This is a genomic window from Microbacterium sp. Z12_35, assembly GCF_058310475.1.
In genome coordinates, this window is record NZ_JBZEGJ010000001.1 from 703,028 (window position 1) to 726,605 (window position 23,578).

General features: G+C 68.8%; 24 protein-coding genes and 1 tRNA gene. 21 read left to right on the forward strand and 4 right to left on the reverse strand.

What is annotated here, in order from left to right:
• Nucleotides 1–3: 3 nt before the first annotated feature.
• The 12 genes from lepA (at nucleotide 4) to leuA (ending at nucleotide 13,050) form a co-directional block, all read left to right on the forward strand.
• Nucleotides 4–1,848, forward strand: coding sequence for a translation elongation factor 4 (lepA, locus tag AC4FS1_RS03550; RefSeq protein WP_491152698.1), 1,845 nt, complete (start codon nucleotides 4–6; stop codon nucleotides 1,846–1,848).
• A 107-nt stretch (nucleotides 1,849–1,955) separates the two neighbouring features.
• Nucleotides 1,956–2,606 carry a DUF1990 domain-containing protein gene (locus AC4FS1_RS03555; RefSeq protein WP_491152700.1) on the forward strand — a complete coding sequence of 217 codons (651 nt, stop codon included), beginning with the start codon at nucleotides 1,956–1,958 and terminating at the stop codon, nucleotides 2,604–2,606.
• The gene (gene hemW / locus AC4FS1_RS03560) at nucleotides 2,606–3,823 is read left to right on the forward strand and encodes a radical SAM family heme chaperone HemW (protein ID WP_491152702.1); all 1,218 of its coding nucleotides are present in this window, start codon (nucleotides 2,606–2,608) and stop codon (nucleotides 3,821–3,823) included. Before AC4FS1_RS03555 ends, hemW begins: the two co-directional genes overlap by 1 nt.
• A gap of 82 nt (nucleotides 3,824–3,905) precedes the next feature.
• Nucleotides 3,906–4,946 carry a heat-inducible transcriptional repressor HrcA gene (gene hrcA / locus AC4FS1_RS03565; protein ID WP_491152704.1) on the forward strand — a complete coding sequence of 347 codons (1,041 nt, stop codon included), beginning with the start codon at nucleotides 3,906–3,908 and terminating at the stop codon, nucleotides 4,944–4,946.
• Nucleotides 4,947–4,999: 53 nt separating this feature from the next.
• Complete coding sequence (gene dnaJ / locus AC4FS1_RS03570) at nucleotides 5,000–6,121, forward strand: molecular chaperone DnaJ (RefSeq protein WP_491152706.1); 1,122 nt, start codon at nucleotides 5,000–5,002, stop codon at nucleotides 6,119–6,121.
• Between the two features lie 3 nt (nucleotides 6,122–6,124).
• Nucleotides 6,125–6,856: a 16S rRNA (uracil(1498)-N(3))-methyltransferase gene (locus tag AC4FS1_RS03575; protein ID WP_491152708.1), complete on the forward strand. Its 732-nt coding sequence runs from the start codon at nucleotides 6,125–6,127 to the stop codon at nucleotides 6,854–6,856.
• Nucleotides 6,857–6,899: 43 nt separating this feature from the next.
• Nucleotides 6,900–7,247, forward strand: a complete 348-nt coding sequence (locus AC4FS1_RS03580; protein WP_491152710.1) for an HIT domain-containing protein — start codon at nucleotides 6,900–6,902, stop codon at nucleotides 7,245–7,247.
• The gene (locus tag AC4FS1_RS03585) at nucleotides 7,225–8,331 is read left to right on the forward strand and encodes a PhoH family protein (RefSeq protein ID WP_491152711.1); all 1,107 of its coding nucleotides are present in this window, start codon (nucleotides 7,225–7,227) and stop codon (nucleotides 8,329–8,331) included. The genes AC4FS1_RS03580 and AC4FS1_RS03585 overlap by 23 nt, the downstream gene beginning before the upstream one ends.
• Nucleotides 8,328–8,795 (forward strand): rRNA maturation RNase YbeY, encoded by a 468-nt coding sequence (gene ybeY, locus AC4FS1_RS03590; RefSeq protein WP_491152713.1) that lies wholly within the window; start codon nucleotides 8,328–8,330, stop codon nucleotides 8,793–8,795. Before AC4FS1_RS03585 ends, ybeY begins: the two co-directional genes overlap by 4 nt.
• On the forward strand, nucleotides 8,792–10,126 hold the full coding sequence (locus tag AC4FS1_RS03595; protein WP_491152715.1) for a hemolysin family protein: 1,335 nt from the start codon (nucleotides 8,792–8,794) through the stop codon (nucleotides 10,124–10,126). The genes ybeY and AC4FS1_RS03595 overlap by 4 nt, the downstream gene beginning before the upstream one ends.
• Nucleotides 10,119–11,012, forward strand: a complete 894-nt coding sequence (gene era / locus AC4FS1_RS03600; RefSeq protein ID WP_491152717.1) for a GTPase Era — start codon at nucleotides 10,119–10,121, stop codon at nucleotides 11,010–11,012. Before AC4FS1_RS03595 ends, era begins: the two co-directional genes overlap by 8 nt.
• Before the next feature lie 277 nt (nucleotides 11,013–11,289).
• Entirely contained in the window at nucleotides 11,290–13,050 is a 1,761-nt protein-coding gene (gene leuA, locus AC4FS1_RS03605; protein WP_491152718.1) for a 2-isopropylmalate synthase, read from the forward strand.
• Nucleotides 13,051–13,154: 104 nt separating this feature from the next.
• Here leuA and AC4FS1_RS03610 read toward each other — a convergent pair whose 3' ends face one another.
• The gene (locus AC4FS1_RS03610) at nucleotides 13,155–13,844 is read right to left on the reverse strand and encodes a trimeric intracellular cation channel family protein (protein WP_491155635.1); all 690 of its coding nucleotides are present in this window, start codon (nucleotides 13,842–13,844) and stop codon (nucleotides 13,155–13,157) included.
• Nucleotides 13,845–13,916: 72 nt separating this feature from the next.
• Between AC4FS1_RS03610 and recO the strand changes: the two genes are divergently transcribed.
• The 3 genes from recO (at nucleotide 13,917) to AC4FS1_RS03625 (ending at nucleotide 16,293) form a co-directional block, all read left to right on the forward strand.
• Entirely contained in the window at nucleotides 13,917–14,645 is a 729-nt protein-coding gene (recO, locus tag AC4FS1_RS03615) for a DNA repair protein RecO (protein WP_491152720.1), read from the forward strand.
• Nucleotides 14,642–15,448, forward strand: a complete 807-nt coding sequence (locus tag AC4FS1_RS03620) for an isoprenyl transferase (protein WP_491152722.1) — start codon at nucleotides 14,642–14,644, stop codon at nucleotides 15,446–15,448. The genes recO and AC4FS1_RS03620 overlap by 4 nt, the downstream gene beginning before the upstream one ends.
• A 146-nt stretch (nucleotides 15,449–15,594) precedes the next feature.
• Nucleotides 15,595–16,293, forward strand: a complete 699-nt coding sequence (locus AC4FS1_RS03625) for a DsbA family oxidoreductase (RefSeq protein WP_491152725.1) — start codon at nucleotides 15,595–15,597, stop codon at nucleotides 16,291–16,293.
• Nucleotides 16,294–16,314: 21 nt separating this feature from the next.
• On the opposite strand, the gene AC4FS1_RS03630 is transcribed toward AC4FS1_RS03625, so the two are convergent.
• Nucleotides 16,315–16,815 carry a glutathione peroxidase gene (locus tag AC4FS1_RS03630; RefSeq protein ID WP_491152727.1) on the reverse strand — a complete coding sequence of 167 codons (501 nt, stop codon included), beginning with the start codon at nucleotides 16,813–16,815 and terminating at the stop codon, nucleotides 16,315–16,317.
• A 53-nt stretch (nucleotides 16,816–16,868) separates the two neighbouring features.
• Here AC4FS1_RS03630 and dusB point away from each other — a divergent pair, with 53 nt between their 5' ends.
• From dusB to AC4FS1_RS03660, 6 genes are all read left to right on the forward strand, one after another.
• Nucleotides 16,869–18,047, forward strand: a complete 1,179-nt coding sequence (gene dusB / locus AC4FS1_RS03635) for a tRNA dihydrouridine synthase DusB (RefSeq protein ID WP_491152729.1) — start codon at nucleotides 16,869–16,871, stop codon at nucleotides 18,045–18,047.
• Complete coding sequence (locus AC4FS1_RS03640; RefSeq protein ID WP_491152730.1) at nucleotides 18,037–19,377, forward strand: deoxyguanosinetriphosphate triphosphohydrolase; 1,341 nt, start codon at nucleotides 18,037–18,039, stop codon at nucleotides 19,375–19,377. The genes dusB and AC4FS1_RS03640 overlap by 11 nt, the downstream gene beginning before the upstream one ends.
• On the forward strand, nucleotides 19,377–21,242 hold the full coding sequence (gene dnaG / locus AC4FS1_RS03645; protein ID WP_491152732.1) for a DNA primase: 1,866 nt from the start codon (nucleotides 19,377–19,379) through the stop codon (nucleotides 21,240–21,242). Before AC4FS1_RS03640 ends, dnaG begins: the two co-directional genes overlap by 1 nt.
• A 32-nt stretch (nucleotides 21,243–21,274) precedes the next feature.
• Nucleotides 21,275–22,048, forward strand: coding sequence for an ATP-binding cassette domain-containing protein (locus AC4FS1_RS03650; RefSeq protein ID WP_491152734.1), 774 nt, complete (start codon nucleotides 21,275–21,277; stop codon nucleotides 22,046–22,048).
• A 62-nt stretch (nucleotides 22,049–22,110) separates the two neighbouring features.
• Nucleotides 22,111–22,183, forward strand: a tRNA-Asn gene (locus AC4FS1_RS03655).
• A 161-nt stretch (nucleotides 22,184–22,344) separates the two neighbouring features.
• Entirely contained in the window at nucleotides 22,345–22,554 is a 210-nt protein-coding gene (locus AC4FS1_RS03660; protein WP_491152736.1) for a hypothetical protein, read from the forward strand.
• Between the two features lie 31 nt (nucleotides 22,555–22,585).
• Here the strand turns inward: AC4FS1_RS03660 and AC4FS1_RS03665 are convergent, their stop codons facing one another.
• Together AC4FS1_RS03665 and AC4FS1_RS03670 are read right to left on the reverse strand one after the other, a co-directional pair.
• On the reverse strand, nucleotides 22,586–22,849 hold the full coding sequence (locus AC4FS1_RS03665) for a DUF8836 family protein (RefSeq protein WP_491152738.1): 264 nt from the start codon (nucleotides 22,847–22,849) through the stop codon (nucleotides 22,586–22,588).
• 39 nt (nucleotides 22,850–22,888) lie between these two features.
• Nucleotides 22,889–23,569: an HAD family hydrolase gene (locus tag AC4FS1_RS03670; protein ID WP_491152740.1), complete on the reverse strand. Its 681-nt coding sequence runs from the start codon at nucleotides 23,567–23,569 to the stop codon at nucleotides 22,889–22,891.
• Nucleotides 23,570–23,578: the final 9 nt, after the last annotated feature.

A 23,578-nucleotide genomic window follows, 5' to 3' on the forward strand; every position in this document is an offset into this window, starting at 1 on the left:
GACATGTCACCCCGTGCCCTACAGCCTCTCGCGCCGTCCGCGACCCCGCCCGAGCTGATCCGAAACTTCTGCATCATCGCCCACATCGACCACGGCAAGTCGACGCTGGCCGATCGGATGCTGGGGATCACCGGTGTCGTCGCCGACCGCGACATGCGTGCGCAGTACCTCGACCGCATGGACATCGAGCGCGAGCGTGGCATCACGATCAAGAGCCAGGCCGTCCGTATGCCGTGGGCCTCGGCCTCCCAGACCTACGCGCTGAACATGATCGACACGCCCGGGCACGTGGACTTCACGTACGAGGTCAGCCGGTCTCTTGCCGCGTGCGAGGGTGCGGTCCTCCTCGTCGACGCCGCGCAGGGGATCGAGGCGCAGACCCTGGCGAACCTCTATCTCGCGCTCGAGAACGACCTGCACATCATCCCGGTGCTCAACAAGATCGACCTCCCCGCGGCTGACCCCGAGAAGTTCGCCGCTGAGCTTGCCGGACTGATCGGTGGGAGCCCCGATGATGTCCTGCGGGTGAGCGGCAAGACCGGCCAGGGCGTCGAAGAGCTCCTCGACCGGATCGTCCAAGAGATTCCGGCACCCCAGGGCAAGGCCGAAGGCCCCACCCGCGCCATGATCTTCGACTCCGTGTACGACGCGTACCGCGGCGTCGTCACGTATGTGCGCATGATCGACGGCAAGCTCGATCCGCGTGAGCGCATCCAGATGATGTCGTCCAAGGCCACCCACGAACTCCTCGAGATCGGGGTGTCCAGCCCCGAACCCACGCCCACCCAGGGGCTCGGCGTTGGCGAGGTCGGCTACCTCATCACCGGTGTGAAGGACGTCCGCCAGTCCAAGGTGGGTGACACCATCACCACGCACCGCAAGCCCGCGACCGACGCCCTGCCGGGGTACACCGATCCCAAACCGATGGTGTTCTCGGGCATTTACCCGATCGACGGCAGCGACTACGCCGACCTGCGTGAGGCGCTCGACAAGCTCAAGCTCTCCGACGCATCCCTGCAGTACGAGCCTGAGACCTCGGTGGCGCTCGGATTCGGGTTCCGGGCCGGTTTCCTCGGGCTGTTGCACCTGGAGATCATCACCGAGCGCCTCGCCCGCGAGTTCGGACTCGACCTCATCACCACGGCGCCGTCGGTGATCTACACCGTCACCACCGACACGGGGGAGACCATCACCGTCACCAACCCCAGCGAGTACCCGGACGGGCGGGTCGCTTCGGTGTCGGAGCCCATGGTCAAGGCGGCGATCCTGCTGCCGAAGGATTACGTCGGCACGGTGATGGAACTCTGCCAGTCCCGCCGGGGCACCCTCCTCGGCATGGACTACCTGAGCGAGGACCGCGTCGAGCTGCGGTACAACATGCCGCTCGGCGAGATCGTGTTCGACTTCTTCGACCAGCTCAAGAGCCGCACGCAGGGGTATGCGAGCCTCGACTACGAGCCCGCCGGCTCGCAGGAGGCCGACCTCGTGAAGGTCGACATCCTCCTCCAGGGCGAGAAGGTGGACGCCTTCAGCTCGATCGTGCACCGGGAGAAGGCCTACGCCTACGGCACACTGATGACCGAGCGCCTGCGCAAGCTCATCCCGCGCCAGCAGTTCGAGGTCCCCATCCAGGCGGCGATCGGCGCGCGCATCATCGCCCGTGAGAACATCCGCGCCATCCGCAAGGACGTGCTCGCCAAGTGCTACGGCGGTGACATCACCCGCAAGCGCAAGCTCCTCGAGAAGCAGAAAGAGGGCAAGAAGCGCATGAAGATGGTCGGCCGGGTCGAGGTGCCGCAGGAGGCGTTCATCGCCGCTCTCTCCGGCGACATCGACACCAAGAAGTAGCCCGCGCCCGGGCGCCGGGCCGCGGGAGACCGCCCGAATCGGAGCATGTTCCACAGGGCTGGGGAGATCACGGGCGCCACACGGGAAACCCGAAGTACCCTGGATGCATGCGCCGTGGGACCTTTCGAGACGAGACGGTCGACTACGCCGCCGTGGGAGCGACCCAGGCACCCGACCTCATGCACTACCCGCCGGAGCGGTCCATTCCCGCGGAGGAGAGCTGGCGGATCGGCAGCGGCGAGGAGCGTTTCGCGGTGGCGAGTGAAGCTCTCCTGTCCTGGGCTGCGCAGCGCGAGGGGGGTCTCTCGCTCACCGACGTCCGCCCCGCGCAGGGGCCGATGTATGCCGGCGTCGGCTACGACGCCGAGGGCAATCCGGTCGCCCCCAGCCGGCTCGAATCCGACCAGCGATTCGACGCGGACGGCACCCCGTTCGTGGCCCCCGGTACGACGGTGCGCCTGCGCGGTCGCGTGCGCCGGATGCGCGTCGACGCCGAACTACGTGTGATCTCCGTCAGCGAAGAGCCGCGTCGCGTGGGCTTCATCCTCGGGACGGTCGGAGACTCCGTCGTCAGCGGCGAGGAGCTGTTCCTGCTCGAGTGGCGCGAGAACGACGAGGTGTGGTTCACCGTCCGGGCCTTCGACGCTCCTGCTGCGCTGCTCTACCGGCTCTACCCGCGGCTCATCCGCCACCGGCGTCGTGACCTGTTCCAGCGGTACCTGCGCGCGATCTCTCCGCTGTACGCGACGTCGCGCTGATGGGCGCTGCTCTTCCTCTCGGCGAGCCCGCACCGCTTGACGGAGCCCTCCCTGCTGACATCCATACCGATCCCGCGGCCGATTTCGGGGCGTACCTCCACGTGCCGTTCTGCCGAGTGCGGTGCGGGTACTGCGACTTCAACACCTACACCGCCTCCGAACTCCGCGGCGCCCGGCAGGACCAGTACGCCGACACTCTCCTCCGAGAGATCGACATGTCGGTCGGCGTCCTCGCGGCCACCGGAGAGGTGCGACCGGCATCCACGGTGTTCCTCGGTGGCGGAACACCGACCCTGCTTCCGCCGGGCGACCTCGCACGGATGCTGGACGGCGTCCGAGGCGCGTTCGGAGTCGTCCCCGGCGCGGAGGTGACCGTCGAGGCCAATCCGGACACCGTGACCGACGCCGTCGCCGTCGAACTGGCCGCCGCCGGCGTCACCCGGATGTCCATCGGCATGCAGTCCGCGCAACCTCACGTCTTGGCGGCTCTGGACCGCACGCACAATCCCGCGAACGTCCGGACCGCCGTCGCTGCCGCGCGACGGGCCGGCCTCGACGTGAGCCTCGATCTCATCTACGGCACCCCCGGTGAGTCGCTCGGAGACTGGCGCTCCTCCCTGGAGGAGGCCATCTCGCTCGAACCCGACCATCTTTCGGCCTACGCGCTGATCGTCGAGGACGGCACGAAGCTCGCGCGGCAGATCCGGCGCGGGGAGCTCGCCGAGCCCGACGACGACCTCGAGGCCGACATGTACGAACTGGCCGACGACCTGCTGGAGGCGGCGGGGCTCCACTGGTACGAGGTGTCGAACTGGGCACGCACCCCCGAGCAGCGCTCCCGGCACAATCTGGCGTACTGGCGCGGCACCGACTGGTGGGGCTACGGCCCTGGCGCGCACAGTCATGTCGGGGGAGTCCGATGGTGGAACGTCCGCCACCCGGCCGCGTACGCCGCCCGGCTCGCGCAGGGCCAGTCGCCCGCGGCCGGACGGGAGCGACCGGACGCCGACGCCCAGCGGCTCGAGGCGGTGCTGTTGCGCTCGCGCATCCGGGAGGGCATCCCCGTGGCCGAGCTCCTGGCCGAGGGACGCCACGCCGTGGCCGGGCTCGTGGCGGACGGTCTCGTGGAGGGCGGCGAAGCCGTGCGCGGGCGCGTGGTGCTCACTCGTCGTGGGCGCCTGCTGGCGGATGCTGTCGTGCACACGCTGACGCGGTGAGCTTCCGGCTGACGTCCACACTCATCCGCTAGAATTGGCACTCAGGGATGACGAGTGCCAACGTTCGTAGGGGAGGAGCGCCATGGTCACGGAACGCGGTCTCCAGGTGCTGCGAGCCATCGTGCAGGATTACGTCGATACGCGTGAGCCCGTCGGCAGCAAGGCCATCGTCGATCGCCACGCGTTCGGCGTCTCGGCCGCCACGATCCGCAACGACATGGCGCTGCTCGAAGACGAAGAGCTCATCACCGCCCCGCATACCTCCTCGGGACGCGTCCCCACCGACAAGGGATACCGCGTCTTCGTCGATCACCTCGCCGGCCTCCGCCCCCTCACGCCGGCCCAACGCTCCGCCATCGCGTCGTTTCTGGGCGATTCCGGCGACCTGGACGATCTGCTGGCGCGCACCGTCCGTGCCCTCACTCGTCTGACCGGGCAGGTCGCGATGGTGCAGTATCCGTCGTTCGCCGCCGCGAACGTCACCCACGTCGAGCTGGTGGGGCTCGGCGGCGGCCGGATGCTGGTGGTCGTCGTGACCGACACCGGCCGTGTCACGCAGCGGATCGCGCTCGCCCGCGAGGCACCCACCGACGCTGAGCTCGTCCAGCTGCGAGCCCGCATCGGGGCGCTGGTGGTCGGGCGCTCGGTGCGGGACGGCGCGGAGCGGCTCACGGCCCTCCTGAACGGCGCTGCGCCTGCCGGCGGCGGACTGGACGCGATCGCGCACCCCATCCTTCGCGTGCTCGCCGAGGAGCTCGAGGAATTCCGCCAGGACCGCCTGGTGATGGCCGGCACGGCGACCCTCGCGCGGCGGGAGTCTGACTTCCGAGGCAGCATCTACCCGCTCCTCGAAGCAATCGAGGAGCAGGTGACCCTGCTCCGTCTGATGAGCGAGATGGTCGCGGATGAACAGGGACTCTCGGCGAGTATCGGGCGCGAGAACGAACCGTTCGGCCTCCCCGAGGCCTCCGTGCTCATCAGCGACTACGACGCACCTGCCAGTGGTGCACGCGTGGGTCTGCTCGGTCCGACCCGAATGGACTACCCCTCCAATCTCGCGACGGTTCGCGCCGTCGCGCACTATCTGACCCGGATGCTCGAAGAGGACGAGAACAGCCGCTGAGGCGGGCATCCGGTTCCCGAACGATCCCGCGCTCTGCGGGCAGGAAGGCGACTGTGGCTGACCACTACGAGGTCCTCGGCGTCGCGCGCGACGCGTCCGTGGACGAGATCAAGCGTGCCTACCGGCGTTTGGCGCGCGAACTGCACCCCGACGTCAATCCCGGCGAGGATGCAGCGGAGAAGTTCAAGCTCGTCACGCATGCGTACGACGTTCTGAGCGACCCGGAACAGCGCCGCCGCTACGACATGGGCGGCGACTCGAACCCGTTCGGCGGGGGCGGTGCCGCCGGCTTCGGCGGCTTCAGCGACATCTTCGAGTCCTTCTTCGGAAGCACGGGCGGCGGCGGGCGCGGTGGGCGCCCGCGGTCGCGGCGTGAGCGCGGCCAGGATGCGCTCGTTCGGGTGACGCTGGAGCTCGGCGACGTCGTGTTCGGCGCGCATCGCGACCTCGAGGTCGACACCGCCGTGCTGTGCGAGACGTGTCAGGGTTCCTGCTGTCAGCCCGGCACGTCCGAGGTCACGTGCGACATCTGCCACGGCACCGGCAATGTTCAGCGGACCGTGCGGAGCCTCCTCGGCAACGTGGTCACCTCGCAGCCCTGCGCGACGTGCCAGGGATACGGCACGACCATCCCCTACCCCTGCGCCACGTGCCAGGGCCAGGGCCGGGTCCGCTCGCGTCGCACGGTGTCGGTCGACATTCCTGCGGGCGTCGAGACGGGGCTGCGGCTGCAGTTGCCGGGGTCCGGCGAGGTCGGTCCCGCCGGCGGGCCGAACGGCGACCTTTATCTCGAGATCAACGTCGCGCCGCACGAGGTGTTCAGCCGGGAGGGCGACGATCTTCTGGCGACGCTGGAGGTGTCGATGCCCGACGCCATCCTCGGCACGGAGACCACCATCGAAGCTCTGGATGGCGAGGTCGAACTCGAGCTGCGCCCCGGCGTGCAATCCGGCGATGTCCTGACCATCAAGGGCCGCGGCGTCACCCCGTTGCGCGGCACTCAGCGCGGCGATCTGCGGGTCGGCGTGCACGTGGTCACCCCCACGCGGCTGGACGGCAAGGAGCGTGCGCTCATCGAGGAGTTCGCCCGGCGGGCGAAGCCGCCCGAGCCGCGGCTGGCGGAGTTCCACCAGGGGCTGTTCGCGAAGCTGCGCGACCGCTTCCGAAACGCCTGAGCCGTGGCGCTGCACTTCCTCACCGAGGAGGCGACCGACGCGCAGCCGGGCGGCGACGTGGTCCTCACCGGCGCGGAGGCGCACCATGCGGCGAACGTGCGGCGCCTCCGGTCCGGGGAGGGCGTGACCGTGGGGAACGGACGCGGGGTGTGGCTCGACGGCGCCGCGACCTCCGTGTCGGCGCGGGAGGTCGTCGTCCGGGTCTCGGCCCGAACCGAGGTGCCGGCGCCGGCCCCGCGACTGATCCTCGTGCAAGCCCTCGCAAAGGGCGACCGCGACGAGCTCGCCGTGCAAGCGGCCACCGAGCTGGGCGTGGACCGGATCATTCCCTGGCAAGCGGAGCGCAGCGTGTCGCGGTGGGATGGCAAAGTCGAAAAGGCCCTCGGCCGCTGGCGCACGATCGTCCGAGAGGCGGCCAAGCAGGCGCACCGCGCGTGGCTGCCGGAGGTGACCGAGCCGGTCGACACGACGGCACTCTCGGCGCTGTCACCGGCAGTGCGGATGCTGGTCCTCGAACCGTCCGCGTCCTTGCCGCTGTCCGGGCTCGACCTCGGTGCCGACGCGCGCGACATCGCCCTGGTCGTCGGGCCCGAGGGCGGCGTGTCGCCGGGCGAGATCGCTGCGCTCACCGCGGCCGGAGCAGAGCCCGTGCGCCTCGGCGCGGCAGTGCTCCGCACCTCGACTGCAGGCGCCGCAGCTCTCTCGGTGGCGAACGTGGCCCTCGGCCGCTGGTGACCCGCCCCGCCTGGGGTGGGCGGCCCGTCGATAGACTGGACGTATGAGCGAACCGTCGATCTTCACGCGCATCCTCGAGGGCGAAGTCCCCGGCGAGATCATCGCCGAGACGGAGAACGCGTTCGCCATCAGGGACGTCGCGCCGAAGGCGCCCGTGCATCTGCTGGTGATCCCGAAGACGAGCGCCTACCGCAACGTCGTCGAGCTGGCCGCCGGGGATCCGGGACTCCTGGCGGAGCTTGTCGGGCTCGCCAGTAGCGTCGCGGCTGAACAGGCCGGCGGCGACTTCCGTCTCGTCTTCAACACCGGCCCCGGCGCCGGTCAGACCGTCTTCCATGTCCACGCCCACGTCCTCGCGGGTGACCTTGATGAAAAGAGCCTCGGTGGCTGATGATTCCGGCATTTCCGTCGATCGCGTCTACGCGGACGGCGTGGCGATGGTGCAGCTTCTCGGTCCGCAGGACCGCCTGCTGCGGGTCGTGGAGAAGGAACATCCGGATGTGGACGTGCTCGTCCGTGGAAACGAGATCACTCTGACGGGTCCGGCCGAGGCCGTCGCCCGTGCGCGGGAGTTGGTGGACGAGCTGCTGTCGATGACGCGGGCCGGTCACGGACTGGATCCCGCCGACGTGTCGAGCTCCAGCCGCATCCTGCGCAACGCCGCCGACGCCGGCGGGGGGCTGCGACCGTCCGAAGTGCTGGGGGAGGCGATCCTGTCCTCCCGCGGGAAGGTGATCCGGCCGAAGACTCTGGGGCAGAAGGCGTACGTCGACGCCATCGAAGAGAGCACGATCGTGTTCGGCATCGGTCCCGCCGGGACGGGTAAGACCTACCTCGCCATGGCCAAGGCCGTCCAGGCTCTGCAGCGCAAAGAGGTCAGCCGCATCATCCTGACGCGTCCGGCGGTCGAGGCCGGGGAGCGGCTCGGGTTCCTCCCTGGAACGCTCACCGACAAGATCGACCCCTACCTTCGGCCGCTGTACGACGCGCTGAACGAGATGATGGACCCCGAGATCGTGCCGAAGCTCATGGCGACGGGCACGATCGAAGTCGCTCCCCTCGCCTACATGCGCGGTCGCACGCTCAACGACTCTTTCGTCGTCCTTGACGAGGCACAGAACACCACGCCCGAGCAGATGAAGATGTTCCTCACCCGTCTCGGATTCGGCACCCGCATGGTTGTCACCGGCGACATCACACAGGTCGACCTACCGCAGGGCAGTTCCGGCCTCCGCCTGGTCACCCGCATCCTCTCGAACGTCGACGACATCAACTTCTCCTACCTCACGAGCGAAGATGTCGTCCGCCACACGTTGGTGGGCCGCATCGTCGACGCGTACAGCGAGTACGACGAGAAGCGGCTGGTATCCAAGCGGGAGCGCGACGAAGCGACCGAATTCGCCAGCCGGGCCGACCGGCGGTCTGGGCGCGCCCCCGGGCCACGCGACCACCTGCCCCGACGAGGACGCTCATGACGATCGAGATCAACAACGAGTCCGGCATGGACGTCGATGAGAAGGTCCTCCTCCGGCTGATGGAGTACAACCTCGCCGAGCTGCACGTCAGCCCGGATGCCGACGTCGCGATCGTTCTCGTCGATGAAGGGGCGATGGAAGCCCTGCACGTGCAGTGGATGGACGAGCCCGGCCCCACCGATGTGCTGAGCTTTCCCATGGACGAGCTCCGCCCCGGCACGGAAGACGTTCCCACTCCCGCCGGGCTCCTCGGTGACATCGTGCTGTGTCCGCAGGTCGCCGAGACTCAGGCGGTGGCGGCGAAGCACTCCACACAGGACGAGCTCGTCCTCCTCACCACCCACGGGCTGCTCCACCTTCTCGGGTTCGACCATGCCGAGCCGGAGGAGGAGCGGGAGATGTTCGGCTTGCAGAAGGACCTCATCGTCGGCTTCCAGTCGGCCGAGCGCCGCCGTCGCACATGACCGAAGTACTCCTCCTCTTCGCTGCCCTCGTGCTGGTGGCGTTCAGCGGCCTCATGGTCGCTCTCGAGGCCGCGCTGGGCGTGACGTCCCGTGCGGACCTCGCGGATCTCGGCTCCGAGGGCCGCAATGGCGCGTCGCTCCGCCGGATCGCTGCCGACCCCGACGCCCACGCCAACGCGGTCGCCTTCATCCGCGTTCTGGGGGAGACCACCGCGGCCGTACTGGTCACCGTGGCGTTCGTGCGCTTGTTCGGGAACATCGGGTGGGCGGCACTGGTCGCCGCGGTGATCATGACGGGAATCTCGTTCGTGGTCGTCGGAGCCAGCCCGCGTTCCGTGGGCCGCCAGCATGCGCGCGGGCTCCTGCAGGCGACAGCTCCCGTGGTCCGCGCCGTGCGCATCCTTCTCGGACCGCTCGCCTACGGGCTGGTGGCACTCGGCAGCCGCGTCACCCCCGGGGTGGCACCGGGATCGTCGTTCGCGTCCGAAGAACAGCTGCTCAGCATCATCGACGAGGCGGCGGAGAACGAACTGATCGAGCAGGATGACCGCCAGCTCATTCACTCGGTGTTCGACTTCACCGACCGCTACGTCCGTGAAGTCATGGTTCCCCGCACCGACATGGTCTCCGTCGATGCCGGAGCCACCACCCGCCAGGCGCTCACCCTCTTCCTGGAGAAGGGGATCTCCCGCATCCCGCTGATCGACGACGAGGCGGACGACGTCGTGGGGATGCTGTATCTCAAGGATCTCGTGCAGTTCGGTTTCCGCGACGAGGACGGATGGCGTGATGCCCCGATCCGCCGCATCGCCCGTCCTGCCGTCTTCGTCCCGGAGTCGATGCGTGCCGAGACGCTCCTGCAGCAGATGCGCCGCGACGCGGTGCACGTCTGTCTCGTCATCGACGAATACGGGGGAGTGTCGGGCCTCGTGACGTTGGAAGACCTCATCGAGGAGCTCGTGGGTGACATCGCCGACGAATACGACCCCCGTTCCTCCGAGATCAGCGAGCTGGAGCCCGGGCGGTTCCGCGTGAGCGCACGACTCGGTCTCGACGAGGTCGGCGATCTGTTCGGTCTCGAACTCGACGACGAAGAGGTGGACTCCATCGGCGGTCTGCTCGGCAAGGCGCTCGGCCGCATCCCGCAGCCCGGGGCCACCGCCGAGTACGCGGGGCTCTCGATGACCGGGGGAGCGTCGCGCGGCAGAGGGCGAGGCATCTCCACCGTCTTCGTCGAACGCGCTGAAGAATCGGAGGCCGCCGAGGAGGCGCCCCCGCGACTGCGCACGGGAGAGATCCGCGTGCCACGGAAGGGAGAGGGCGATGAGTGAACCTCGGTCCGGCTTCGTGACATTCGTCGGTCGGCCCAACGTGGGCAAGTCGACGCTGACCAATGCGCTGGTGGGCGAGAAGGTGGCCATCACCAGCGAGAAGCCTCAGACGACCCGGCGCGCCATCCGCGGCATCCTGAACCGTCCCGAAGGTCAGCTGGTGATCGTGGACACCCCCGGCATCCATCGTCCCCGCACGCTCCTCGGGCAGCGCCTCAACGACCTCGTCGAGCAGGTGCTCGGCGACGTCGATGTGATCGCCTTCTGCGTGCCGGCCACGGAGAAGGTCGGCCCGGGAGACCGACGGATCGCCGAGTCACTCAGCAACTATCCGCGCGCCAGAAAGGTCGCGATCGTCACCAAGACCGACGCGGCCGGACGCGACCAGATCACCGAGCGCCTGCTGGAGGTGGACGCGCTGCGCGAGGACTGGCACGCGGTCATCCCGCTGTCCGCCCTCACCCACGATCAGCTCGACGTGCTCGCGGGCGAGCTGCTCGGCCTCATGCCGGAGGGTCCGCCGCTGTACGGGGAGGGTGTCGTCACCGACGAGTCCACCGAGGATCGCATCGCCGAGATCATCCGCGAAGCGGCGCTGGAGGGGGTCCGCGATGAGCTCCCGCACTCGATCGCGGTCACGATCGACGACATCTCGAAGCGGGAGACGGGTTCGATGACCGACATCTTCGCCAATGTCGTCGTCGAGCGCGACAGCCAGAAGGCCATCATCATCGGCCACAAGGGCTCGCGGCTGCGGGACGTCGGCGCGCGCGCACGCGCTCAGATCGAGCCTCTCGTGGGCACGAAGGTCAATCTGCAGCTCCACGTGCGCGTCGCCAAGGAATGGCAGCGCGACCCCAAACAGCTCGGCCGCCTGGGTTTCTAGCCTCGAGCGCCGCCTGCCGTCGCGCAAATCGAGGGGATCCCGCGTATCGAGGAGCGGGGTGCCGCATCCGCGCCTCTTTCTCCAGGATGTCCTCGATTCCCGCACGGGCGGGGGATGCCACGTTCGACCGCGCGTACGGGCTGGTGTAGCCTGACATCGTGCTTTCCGGCGGTCGGCTCCTTCTTAGCTGCCGCGGCGAGGCCTCGTTCTAAGGGCCTTCCTCGTCGCGGAGTTTGTCGTCGGCCCGTATCCTCGACAAACCGGAAGCGAATCCCTCATGGAGAACACCCAGAAGCCGTCGGGCATGCCGACGCACAAATACCGTCCGTTCCACGAGCAGATCCGCGTCGACCTGCCCGATCGCACGTGGCCCGACGCCCGCATCACGACCGCACCGCGCTGGTGCGCTGTGGATCTGCGTGACGGCAACCAGGCCCTGATCGATCCGATGACACCTGAGCGCAAGCGCGTGATGTTCGAGCTGCTGGTCAGCCTCGGGTACAAGGAGATCGAGGTCGGTTTCCCCAGCGCGAGCCAGCTCGACTTCGACTTCGTCCGTCAGCTGATCGAGGATGACCTGATCCCGGATGACGTCACCATCCAGGTGCTGACGCAGGCGCGTGAGCACCTCATCGCACGCACCTACGAGTCCATCGCCGGCGCGAAGCGCGCCATCGTGCACCTGTACAACTCGACGAGCGTCCTGCAGCGCGAGGTCGTGTTCCGCACCGACAAGCAGGGCATCATCGACATCGCGCTCGAGGGCGCCCGGCTCTGCCGGCAGTACGAGAAGACCGTCCCGGAGGTGGAGGTCTTCTACGAGTACTCGCCGGAGAGCTACACCGGCACCGAGCTGGAGTTCGCCGCCGACATCTGCAACCAGGTGCTGGAGGTCTTCGAACCGACCCCCGAGCGCAAGGTGATCATCAACCTTCCCGCCACGGTCGAGATGGCCACCCCGAATATCTACGCCGATTCGATCGAGTGGATGTCGCGTCACCTGAACCACCGCGAGAACGTCATCCTGTCGCTGCATCCGCACAACGACCGGGGCACCGCGATCGCGGCCGCCGAGCTGGGATACATGGCCGGCGCCGACCGCATCGAGGGGTGCTTGTTCGGCAACGGAGAGCGCACGGGCAACGTCGACCTGGTCGCGCTGGGCGTGAACATGCTGACGCAGGGGATCGACCCGCAGATCGATTTCGGCGACATCGACCAGATCAAGCGCACCGTTGAGTACTGCAACCAGCTCCCCGTCCCCGAGCGGAGCCCCTGGGCCGGCGACCTCGTCTTCACCGCCTTCAGCGGATCGCACCAGGATGCGATCAAGAAGGGCTTCGAGGCGATGGAGGCGCGGGCCAAGGCCGCGGGCGTCTCGGTCGACGAGATCGAATGGGCGGTGCCGTACCTGCCGGTCGACCCCAAGGATCTCGGCCGGTCGTACGAGGCCGTGATCCGCGTCAACTCCCAGTCGGGCAAGGGCGGTGTCGCGTACCTGCTGAAGACGGATCACGCCCTCGACCTGCCGCGCCGCCTGCAGATCGAGTTCTCCGGGGTCATCCAGGCCAAGACCGACGCCGACGGCGGCGAGGTGACGAGCGCACAGATCTGGGATGTCTTCACCGACGAGTACCTGCCGGCCTCCGTCGCCGACAACCGGTGGGGCCGCTTCGAGCTCGTCGCGACCCGCACTTCGAGCGAGATGACCGGAGACGTCGAACTGGTCATCCGCCTGCGTGACGGCGAAGAGGTCGAGGATGCGACGGGGCACGGCAACGGGCCGATCGACGCGTTCCTCGACATCCTCTCGTCGCGGGGCTTCGACATCTCGCTCTACGACTACGTCGAGCACACGCTCAGCGCCGGCGGCGACGCGCAGGCGGCCGCCTACGTGGAGTTGCAGGTGGACGGTCAGCGCCTGTGGGGCGTCGGCATCGACGGCGACATCTCCACCGCGTCGCTGAAGGCCGTCGTCTCGGCCGTGAACCGCGCCATCCGCGCGCGGAGCGAATCGCCGTCACTCGCCACCGTCTGACCCCTCCGGGCGGCCCCGCGAAACAGGGGATTTCCGGCGAGAAACAGCGCGTCGCGTTGTTTCTCGCCGGGAATGTCGTTTCTCGCCGCGCGGGAGGCGCGGGGTCAGTCGGAGGCGTCGCCGGGGCGGACGACGGGGATCGCGGAGGTCTCGACGGCGACCTTGCGGCGATGCAGCATCCGCTGTTCCGGAAGAGAGACGTCGAAGATCACCGCGAGGATGCGGAGCACGGTGGTCACCACGATCCCCACGATCGCGGCGATCTCGAGCGGAGCGCCCAGCGTCGCGGCCGTAGCGAGAACGGCGCACCCCGCCCCCGCCGCGACGGCGTAAAGAGACCCGACGTGCATGATGGCCACCGGGAGCCCCATCAGCACATCGCGGAGAACGCCGCCACCCACCGCCGAGCACACGCCGACGAACACCGCGGGCACCGGAGGAAGCCCGATAGCCAGGGCCTTACTGGTGCCGAAGGCTCCGAACAGCCCGATGACGAGAGCATCCAGCGCCACGATCGCCTTGTTCAAGCGTTCGAAGATCCCCGCCAGGAGCATCCCGACGAGTGCGGCGCCGGCCGCGGTGAGCAGGTACCAGTTGCTCTGCAGGGTCGTGGGCACGACACCGAGCAGCAGGTCGCGGATGAGGCCGCCCCCCATCCCGATCATGACGCCGATGATCGCGACCCCGAGGAAGTCCAGCCGCGTCTGCCCGCGGAAGCCCGACGCGAACAGGGCGCCCTGGATACCGCCGAGCCCCACGGCGGTCAGGTCGGCCCACAACGGGATGATGAGCATCTGGGAGGTCACACGTCCATTCTCGCGGCGCGGGCAGAGGCCGGGAAGCGCCCCGCGGCGGATAATGGGGGAGTGCCCACCTACCGCGACGAGGTTGTGGTCCTGCGTACCCACAAGCTCGGGGAGGCGGACCGCATCGTGACCATGCTCGGGCGCAAGCACGGCAAGATCCGCGCGGTGGCTAAGGGCGTCCGCCGCACCTCCTCGCGGTTCGGGTCGCGGCTGGAGCCGTTCATGGTCGCCGATGTGCTGCTGTACCAGGGCCGCTCGCTCGACATCGTGCAGCAGGCCGAGTCCGTCGGTGCGTACGGCGCCGAGATCGCCGTGCATTACGACCGCTACACCTCAGCGAACGCGATGGTGGAGACGGCCGACCGGTTGAACGAAGCCGAGGCCACGCCGCAGCAGTACCTCCTGCTCGTCGGCGGCCTTCGGGCTCTGGCGCGCGGCGAGCATGCCTCACGCAGTGTGCTGGATTCGTACATGCTGCGTGCCATGGCGTTGTCCGGGTGGGCCCCCGGGCTGGAGGAGTGCGCGCGCTGCGGCGCTCCCGGCGAGCACGAATCGTTCGTCGCCCAGCTCGGCGGAATGGTGTGCACGAACTGCGCGCCGGTCGGGTCGGCGCGCGTCGCCGCTCCCACCGCGTCCCTCCTTCGCGCATTGCTGCGGGGCGACTGGACACAGGTGGATGAGGCGGCACCCGGTGCCATGTCCGCCGCATCCGGCCTGATCGCGGCCTACGCTCAGTGGCATCTGGAGCGCGGCATCCGTTCGCTCGAGCACGTGGACACGGGACGATGACCCCCAAGCCCTACACCCACAAGGATGCGGTGCCTTTTCGCCCTGTCGACTGGACCGGGGAGCGCCCGCCGGAGTTCCGCAAGGGCTCCGTGCCGGAGCATGTCGCCATCGTCATGGACGGCAACGGGCGGTGGGCCAACCGTCGCGGGCTTTCGCGGGTGGAGGGGCACCGCGCCGGTGAAGCGTCTCTGCTGGATGTCGTGGCCGGCGCGATTCAGGCGGGCGTGAAGCATCTGTCGGTGTACGCGTTCTCCACCGAGAACTGGACGCGCTCTCCCGACGAGGTGCGCTTCCTCATGGGGTTCAATCGCGAGGTGCTCCATCGCCGCCGCGACCAGCTCAACGAGTGGGGCGTGCGTGTGCGGTGGGCCGGGCGCAAGCCCCGCCTGTGGGGGTCGGTGATCAAGGAGCTCCAGTTCGCCGAGCAGCTGACCGCGGGCAATGACGTGCTGACTCTCACGATGTGCGTGAACTACGGGGGGCGCATCGAGATCGTCGACGCGATGAGGCGGATGGGGGAAGAGATCGCTGCCGGAAAGCTCCGGCCGTCCGCGATCACCGAGAAGCTCGTGCGGCGTCACCTCTACCAACCGGACATGCCCGACGTCGACCTGTTCGTCCGCTCGAGCGGCGAGCAGCGAAGCTCGAACTTCCTCCTGTGGGAGTCGGCCTACGCCGAGTTCGTTTTCCTCGACACGCTCTGGCCCGACTTCCGCCGCACGCACCTGTGGGAGGCGATCGAGCTCTACCTCGACCGCGACCGGCGTTTCGGCGGTGCCATCGACGCGCCGGGCGGGCTCTGACGGCACGCCTTCACCGAGAAACGAAATTCCGGACGAGACGCCCCGCGACGCGTTGTTTCCCATCCTGGATGTCGTTCCTCGGTGAGGGCGCCCGACGGGTATACGCCGCGCGGAATGCGAACGCACACTGTGCGGTTGCACCGCACGTGAGTGAAACCATCAAGATCGACGTGTGGAGCGACATCGCCTGCCCGTGGTGCTACATCGGCAAGCGCAACCTGGAGAAGGGGTTGGCCGAGGTCGCCGGCGACGACGACGCGCCCCAGGTCGAGGTGGTGTACCACTCCTTCGAACTGTCACCGGACACTCCGGTCGACTTCGAAGGCGGCGAGGCGGACTACCTGTCGCTCAACAAAGGCATCTCACGCGAGCAGGCACAGCAGATGCTCGACCGCGTCACGGGGGTGGCCGTCGAAGCCGGGCTCCATTACCGCTTCGACCTCGTCCACCACACCAACACGGTGAAGGCGCACGAGCTGCTGCACTTCGCGAAGGCGCAGGGGCGTCAGCTGGAGCTCGCCGAGCGGCTCATGTCGGCGTACTTCATCGAGGGTCGTCACCTCGGGCGGGAGGAGGAGCTCGTCTCCCTGGCTGCCGAGGTCGGGCTGGATGCTGCGGAGGCGCGAGCCGCGCTGGAGTCGCACCGCCATCTTTCCGACGTGCGCAACGACCAGGAGCAAGCCGCCGCCTACGGGATCAACGGCGTGCCGTTCTTCGTCCTCGATGGGAAGTACGGCGTCAGCGGCGCCCAACCACCGGCGGCCTTCGCGCAGATCACCCGGCAGTTGTGGACCGAGCGGAACGCGGTCGTCGAGGAAGAGCCTGCAGGGGTCGCCGCCGACTGACCGGCACCCGGCCGGTCCACATCAGCGGGGGAGGGCGTCCTCGATGACCGACACGATCGCCGGGTCGTCGGGGGTGACGGTCGGCCGGAACCGGTGCACGTCGCCGTCGGGCGTCAGGACGAACTTCTCGAAGTTCCAGAGGATCGGTCCGCGCTTGCCCTCCTCATCCTTCGCGCTCTTGAGCGCCTTGTACAGCGGAGCGGCGTGCGATCCGTTGACACGCACCTTCTCGAGAATCGGGAAGGTGACGCCCCACGTGGTGGAGCAGTACTCGAGGATGTCTTCCATCGAGCCCGGCTCCTGCCCCATGAACTGATTGCACGGGAAGCCCAGGACCGTGAGGCCCCGGTCGCCATAGGTGCGTTGGAGTTCTTCGAGCTTCTCGTACTGCGGCGCCAGCCCGCAGCGGGACGCGACGTTCACGATCAGAAGCACGTTGTCGCCATAGTCGCCCAACGTCGCGGTGCCGCCATCAGCGGTCGTGAAGGGAATGTCGCGCAGATCTGTGGACGTCGTCGTCATGTCCCCAGGTTAGGACTTCTCCGGGGCAGGGGGCCCCGTTCGTCTGGGAGAATATGAGAGTGACCACCGCCCTCGCCCCGACGCGCCCCCTGCGCATCGGCCCGCTGCAGCTCGATGCTCCCGTCGTGCTGGCTCCCATGGCCGGAATCACCAACACGGCGTTCCGCCGTCTGTGCCGTGAATACGGTGCGGGCCTCTACGTCAGCGAAATGATCACGACCCGGGCTCTCGTGGAGCGCAACGCGACGACGATGCGCCTCATCCGCCATCACGAGTCCGAGACGCCCCGGTCGATCCAGCTGTACGGCGTCGACCCGGCGACCGTGGAGGCCGCCGTGCGAATCCTCGTGGAGGAGGATCACGCCGATCACATCGACTTGAACTTCGGATGCCCCGTCCCCAAGGTCACCCGGAAGGGCGGAGGCGCGGCCCTGCCGTGGAAGACCGGCCTCTTCCGAGACATCGTCACGCGGGCGGTGCGCGCCGGCGGCGACATCCCCGTGACGGTGAAGATGCGCAAGGGCATCGATGAAGATCACCTGACGTTCCTGGAGGCCGGCCGCATCGCGGAGGATGCGGGCGTGGCTGCGGTCGCCCTGCATGCACGGACGGCGGCGCAGTTCTACTCCGGCACGGCCGACTGGGCGGCGATCGCCGCGCTCAAGGAGGCAGTGACCAGCATCCCGGTGCTCGGTAACGGCGATATCTGGTCGGCCGAGGACGCGGTGCGCATGATGAGCGAGACCGGATGCGACGGCGTGGTGGTCGGACGCGGGTGCCTGGGCCGTCCGTGGCTGTTCGGAGATCTCGCCCGGGCGCTGGGATCGACCAGCGGGGGAGCGGCGGCCGCCCAGCCGGTAAATGCGACGCTCGGCTTCGTGGCGCAGGCCTTCCGTCGCCACGCCGAGCTGCTGGTCGAGTTCTTCGAGGACGAAGACCGGGGATGCCGCGACATCCGCAAGCACGTGGCCTGGTACCTCAAGGGCTACCCTGTCGGCGGCGAGCTGCGGGCACGCCTGGCCACCGTCTCCAGCCTTGCGGAGATGGACGAGCTGCTTGCGCAGCTCGAGCTGGACGCGCCCTACCCGGGTGCGGCCGCGGAGGGCCAGCGGGGACGGGCCGGCACCCCCAAGAGTCCTGCTTTGCCGGACGGATGGCTGCAGTCCCGTGACCTCGGCGACGCCGCATCCCGAGACCTTGCTGAGGCGGAGCTCGATTCCAGTGGCGGCTGACGTCGAACGCGGGAGCGGTGCCCCCCGCCCGACCGGCTACGACGACGCGGACGCCGCACGCTACTCGTTCGAGCACCACGGGTCCCAGCGTGACGACTTCGCCCGGGACCGCGCCCGTGTCCTGCACTCGGCAGCCCTCCGGCGCCTCGCCGCGAAGACGCAGGTGCTGAGCCCCGCCAGCCCTGCGGATTTCGCCCGGAACCGTCTCACTCACTCCCTCGAGGTGGCTCAGGTCGGCCGCGAACTGGCCACCGCCCTGCAGCTGTCGCCGGACGTCGTGGACACCGCATGCCTCAGCCATGATCTCGGTCATCCACCGTTCGGTCACAACGGCGAGCGCGCGCTGAACGAGTGGGCCGAGGACATCGGCGGGTTCGAGGGCAACGCGCAGACGCTGCGCATCCTCACCCGCCTCGAGCCGAAGGTCGTCGACCCGGGGGGCCGGAGCCACGGGCTGAACCTCACGCGGGCGAGCCTGGATGCGACGTGCAAGTACCCGTGGACGGCGGATCACCCGGTGCCGGACCCCGGCGGTCGGCTGAAGTTCGGCGTGTACCCCGATGACGAAGACGTCTTTCACTGGATGCGCGCTGACGCGCCCGGCCGCGTGCGCTGCATCGAGGCCGAGGTGATGGATCTCTCCGACGACATCGCCTACTCGGTGCATGACTTCGAGGACGCCATCGTGAACCGCTACCTCGACCCCGCGCGCCTCGCCGACACCCGTGAGCACCACGCCCTCCTCACGGCCATCCAGACCTGGGTGGGGTATGACTTCGCCCGCGACGAACTCGCGGACGCGCTGTACCGGCTGATGCGCCTCCCGGAGTGGATCGGCGGATTCGACGGCACGCGTCCGGCGCTGGCCCGACTGAAGAATCTCACCAGCGACCTCATCGGACGCTTCGCCCGCGCGGCCACGACCGCCACTCGCGAGGCCTACCCCTACGAGACGCTGACCCGCTACCGTGCCCACGTGGTGGTTCCGCGCGTGATCGAGGCCGAGATGGCCGTCCTCAAGGGCATCATCGGCGCGACGGTGGTCTCGATCGAAGGCCGCCGGTCGCTCTACAAGGAGCAGCGCCGCGTTCTCAAGCGCCTTGCGACGGCCCTGTGGGACTCTCCGGAGTCTCTCGATTCGCTGCATGCCGCAGACTTCGCCACGGCCGACAACGACGCCGACCGCCGGCGCGTGGTCGTCGACCAGGTCGCAAGCCTCACCGACCAGCTCGCGCTCGCGTGGCACAGCCGGCTGGTCGGCGAGGTGGATGCGGCATCCATCGGCATCTGGGCTCCCGGGTTCTCGCGCACGACGGAGGTCGGATCCTGATGGCCGGCCGCATCCGCCAGAGCGACATCGATGAGGTGAAGGCGCGCACGAACATCGCCGACGTCGTGGGCGAGCGGGTCGCCCTGAAAACGGCCGGCGTGGGCTCACTGAAGGGACTGTGCCCGTTCCACGACGAGCGCAGCCCGAGTTTTCACGTGCGCCCTCAGGTCGGGTACTACCACTGCTTCGGATGCGGCGAATCGGGAGACGTGTACTCGTTCCTCCGGGCGATGGACCACGTCTCGTTCAGTGAGGCCGTGGAACGCCTGGCCGGGCGGGTGGGCTACTCGTTGCACTACGAGGATGGCGGCGCAGCGCCGGAAACCAGCGGCAGGTCGCGGCTCTATGCCGCGAACGCCGCGGCGGCGGAGTTCTACCGCTCGCGTCTTGCCGACCCGGAGGCGGAGGCGGGACGAAGGTTCCTCGGCGAGCGGGGCTTCGACGCCGGAGCCGCCGCGCACTTCGGCGTGGGGTACGCGCCCCGGGGATGGTCCGCCCTCACCGATCACCTGCTCGCGCAGAAATTCACCCGCGAAGAGCTCACTCAGGCCGGTCTCGTCTCCCAGGGCCAGCGGGGCGTGTACGACCGTTTTCGGGGGCGGCTGGTCTGGCCGATCCGCGATGTCACAGGCCAGGTCATCGGATTCGGGGCGCGCAAGCTCTACGACGACGACAACGGCCCCAAGTACCTCAACACGCCCGAAACCCCCATCTACCGGAAAGCCCAGGTGCTGTACGGGCTCGATGTCGCCAAGCGGGAGATCTCGCGAGAGCACCGGGTCGTCGTGGTCGAGGGCTACACCGACGTCATGGCGTGTCACCTCGCCGGGGTGACCACCGCCGTGGCCACGTGCGGCACGGCATTCGGATCGGACCACATCACGGTTCTCCGGCGCGTCATGGGTGACGACACCGCCGCGGGAGAAGTGGTCTTCACCTTCGACCCGGATGCGGCAGGTCAGAAGGCGGCCCTGCGGGCGTTCGGTGACGAGAAGCGGTTCGCGGCGCAGACATATGTCGCCGTGGCGCCCGAGGGCCTGGACCCCTGCGACCTCCGACTGGAACGCGGCGACGGTGCCGTGCGCGGTCTGATGGACACCAAGGTCCCGATGTACGAATTCGTCATCGATTCGCGCCTGGCCGGTTTCGACCTCGCGACAGTGGAGGGACGCGCCGGGGCGCTCCGGGGCGCGGCCCCCATCGTCGCCGAGATCCGCGACCCATCACTGCGCCCGGGGTACACGCGCGTGCTCGCGCGCCGGCTCGGCCTGGACCTCCCCGAGGTGTCCGCCGCCGTGGAGCGCGCCGCGCGCGGAGCGGCACGCGCGAGTACCCTCGACCGGGTGACGCCCGAGCGCGGCGCGGATCCCGGCGACGCCCAGCCGGTGGAGGTGCGGATCTCGATCGCCTCGCTGCCGCGCGACCGCGACACAGCGCTGGAGCGGGACGCGCTGATGGCCTTTCTGCAATACGGGCACCGCGTCGATGCCGAGATGCTGGCCGGCGCCCTCTCGGTCCCCTTCCGCTCGCCCGCTCTCGAGGCGGTCCGCGCGGTCGTGGCCGGGGCGGCTGGGGCGTCGCGTCCCGGGTGGGCGGCCGACGTCGTCGGCGCCGTGCGGGAACCGTTCCGGTCCCTGGCCGCCGAGCTGCTCACCGCCGATTTTCCCGCCCGCGACGAAGCGCACGCGGTCGCATCCGCGAAGGATCTTGCGCGTCGATTGATCGTGCGCTCCCTCGAACGACAGAAGAGCGAACTTCTGGGCGCCATCCAGCGGGTGACCCCGGACTCCGAAGAGGGTCGGAGCCTCCGCATCCGGCTGCGTGACCTCGATCGCGACAGACAGCGGCTCTTGGAGCCGCAGTAGCGCGCGCAGGTCCGACACGGCAGGATGAGGGGATGCCCCGCCCGACCGAAGCGGACACCGCTGTGCGCGCCGACGACCTCTCCGTGGCACGCGGTGGCGTGCGCATCGTGGAAGGCGTCTCGATCACCCTCCCGCGGCGCGGCATCCTCGCTGTCATGGGACCCACCGGCGCCGGCAAGTCGACGCTCGGGACATTTCTCGCGGGGCGCACGGAGGACGGCGTGGTCGCCGTGGGGGGTTCGGCCCACGTGGAAGGGATCGACGCCCGCCGGCCCGGCCGTGCGCGTCGACAGCTCACGTATGTGGTCGGCCACATGCCGCAGCGAGCCGGCGCCGACCTGCCGGCGCGGCTGACCGTCTCCGAGGTGATTTCCGAACCCATCACGAGCCGCGACCGCCGGGTGAACACGCGTGCCCTGGCGGTGCGCGTGGCGACACTGCTGGATGAGATGCAGTTGCCGCTCGGGGCGGCCGCGAAGTACCCATACGAGCTGTCCGCCGGAATGCGCCAGCGCGTGGCGTTGGCTCGAGCTCTCGTTCTCGACCCCCGGCTGCTGATCGCCGACGACCCCTACGCCAACCTCGACATCGAGGTGCGCGCAGCGGCACGTGACGCCATCCTCCGGCGCCGCGATGGGTACGGCATGTCGGCCATCGTCGTCACGAACGATGCCGAGGCGACACGGGAGCTGGCGGCAGATGTTCTCGTGCTCCGTGGCGGACATCCCGTCGCCTATGGACACGGGGCCGACGCCCTCCTGTGGACGCCTGACGGTGTGGACGCGACGCGCGCGGTGGCACGCTGAGTTCGAAGCACGTCGGATGCTTTGCTAGGATGGTGGGGTTGCGCGCATGGCGCGGGACGTATTCCTCGGTAGCTCAATTGGCAGAGCAATCGGCTGTTAACCGATAGGTTCTTGGTTCGAGTCCAAGCCGGGGAGCGAGAGTACCGCGTCATCTAACGCGGCTCTCACTTAAGGCCCGGGCTTCCACCCCGGGCCTTTCCTTTTGTGGCGAGCGTGCGCGCGTACATGAGCGCGTGTCCGCCGGGCAGGCGCCACTGTCGCCGGGTACATTCGACTCAGCGGAAGGAGCGTCGCGCATGGGGGAACGCAAGGTGCGAACAAAGGGCACCCGGGTGCCTCGGCACGGTCACGCGTTCGTGACCGTCACCGCGCGTGACGCGAACGGGTTCGTGCACCACTTCGACGAGATCGAGGCGCCTCTCGGCTCACTGCACGAGGCCGTCGCCATTCTTCAACTGAAGTCGACCGCCATGGAGGCGGCGCACCGCGACGCACACACCGCCTGACGCCTCCCGGCGTCTCGGCTGGTGCGCTGCGTCATGCTGCGCGCGCGAACGCCACGACCTCGTCGGGTTGCTGCTGGTGCTGGTCCGCGGGGTGCTCCACCAGAGCGATCACTCGGTTCGCCATGAACCTTGCTGAACGCACCGGCCTGCCGCTTCGGGTCACTTCTGCGACCTCGATCAATCCGCGTCCGTGCGTCACGTCCAGTCGACGACCGGCGCGGCTCGCCTCGATCTCATACGTGCGCGCGATCCCGCCCCCGGCATCCACCACGATTTCTACTCGATCACCCTTCATTTCTTTCCTCCCGGGCGTAGAACAATCCCGGTCAGCGGGCTATTCCCCGGCTCCGCCCAGGATGCTGTCATCGAGCTCGCTGCGGAGCTGGGCGACGTCGTCATAGACGGCGACCGCGCCGGCGGCGATCAACTCGGCACGGCCGGTACCGCCGCTGAGCACGCCGATGCATCGGACGCCCGCGCGCGCCGCCGCCTCGACATCCCAGACCGCGTCGCCGATCATCACCGCGCTCTCGGGCGGTACTTCGGCTCGCTTCAGGGCTACTTGCAGGATGTCGGGCGCCGGCTTGGCTGTCTCCGCATCCTCCGCGGAGGTGACGACGTCGAGGGTGTCACCGAGGTCGAGCACCGGGAGCAGGGCATCCAACTCCTCCTGGGGTGCGGAGGTGGCCAGCACCACCGTGTGACCGCGCTGGGAAAGCTCCATCAGCAACTCGCGCGCGCCCCCGAAGGGGCGGAGGCGGTCCGCCATGCCGGCGTAGATGCGGCCGTGCGCCTCCTTCGCCGGCGGGCCGACGGTCTCGGCCTGGTCTCCGAGCAGCGTCTCCAGCAGCAGTGCGGAATCCATGCCGATGCCGCGGTGGATCCGCCACGTGTCGACGGGATGTCCCGCCTCTGAAAACGCGCGCGCCCACGCTTCCACGTGCAGGTAATTGGAATCGACCAAGGTTCCGTCGATGTCGAACAGTACGGTCAGGGGCGTCGAGGTGTCGGGCATGAGTCCACC

What these genes read in the sequence shown, in the direction of transcription:
- lepA (WP_491152698.1), top strand. Translation starts at nt 4, where the DNA reads ATGTCACCCCGTGCCCTACAGCCTCTCGCGCCGTCCGCGACCCCGCCC.
- AC4FS1_RS03555 (WP_491152700.1), top strand. Translation starts at nt 1,956, where the DNA reads ATGCGCCGTGGGACCTTTCGAGACGAGACGGTCGACTACGCCGCCGTG.
- hemW (WP_491152702.1), top strand. Translation starts at nt 2,606, where the DNA reads ATGGGCGCTGCTCTTCCTCTCGGCGAGCCCGCACCGCTTGACGGAGCC.
- hrcA (WP_491152704.1), top strand. Translation starts at nt 3,906, where the DNA reads ATGGTCACGGAACGCGGTCTCCAGGTGCTGCGAGCCATCGTGCAGGAT.
- AC4FS1_RS03580 (WP_491152710.1), top strand. Translation starts at nt 6,900, where the DNA reads ATGAGCGAACCGTCGATCTTCACGCGCATCCTCGAGGGCGAAGTCCCC.
- AC4FS1_RS03585 (WP_491152711.1), top strand. Translation starts at nt 7,225, where the DNA reads ATGAAAAGAGCCTCGGTGGCTGATGATTCCGGCATTTCCGTCGATCGC.
- ybeY (WP_491152713.1), top strand. Translation starts at nt 8,328, where the DNA reads ATGACGATCGAGATCAACAACGAGTCCGGCATGGACGTCGATGAGAAG.
- AC4FS1_RS03595 (WP_491152715.1), top strand. Translation starts at nt 8,792, where the DNA reads ATGACCGAAGTACTCCTCCTCTTCGCTGCCCTCGTGCTGGTGGCGTTC.
- era (WP_491152717.1), top strand. Translation starts at nt 10,119, where the DNA reads ATGAGTGAACCTCGGTCCGGCTTCGTGACATTCGTCGGTCGGCCCAAC.
- leuA (WP_491152718.1), top strand. Translation starts at nt 11,290, where the DNA reads ATGGAGAACACCCAGAAGCCGTCGGGCATGCCGACGCACAAATACCGT.
- AC4FS1_RS03610 (WP_491155635.1), bottom strand. Translation starts at nt 13,844, where the DNA reads ATGCTCATCATCCCGTTGTGGGCCGACCTGACCGCCGTGGGGCTCGGC.
- AC4FS1_RS03620 (WP_491152722.1), top strand. Translation starts at nt 14,642, where the DNA reads ATGACCCCCAAGCCCTACACCCACAAGGATGCGGTGCCTTTTCGCCCT.
- AC4FS1_RS03630 (WP_491152727.1), bottom strand. Translation starts at nt 16,815, where the DNA reads ATGACGACGACGTCCACAGATCTGCGCGACATTCCCTTCACGACCGCT.
- dusB (WP_491152729.1), top strand. Translation starts at nt 16,869, where the DNA reads ATGAGAGTGACCACCGCCCTCGCCCCGACGCGCCCCCTGCGCATCGGC.
- dnaG (WP_491152732.1), top strand. Translation starts at nt 19,377, where the DNA reads ATGGCCGGCCGCATCCGCCAGAGCGACATCGATGAGGTGAAGGCGCGC.
- AC4FS1_RS03650 (WP_491152734.1), top strand. Translation starts at nt 21,275, where the DNA reads ATGCCCCGCCCGACCGAAGCGGACACCGCTGTGCGCGCCGACGACCTC.
- AC4FS1_RS03660 (WP_491152736.1), top strand. Translation starts at nt 22,345, where the DNA reads ATGGGGGAACGCAAGGTGCGAACAAAGGGCACCCGGGTGCCTCGGCAC.
- AC4FS1_RS03665 (WP_491152738.1), bottom strand. Translation starts at nt 22,849, where the DNA reads ATGAAGGGTGATCGAGTAGAAATCGTGGTGGATGCCGGGGGCGGGATC.
- AC4FS1_RS03670 (WP_491152740.1), bottom strand. Translation starts at nt 23,569, where the DNA reads ATGCCCGACACCTCGACGCCCCTGACCGTACTGTTCGACATCGACGGA.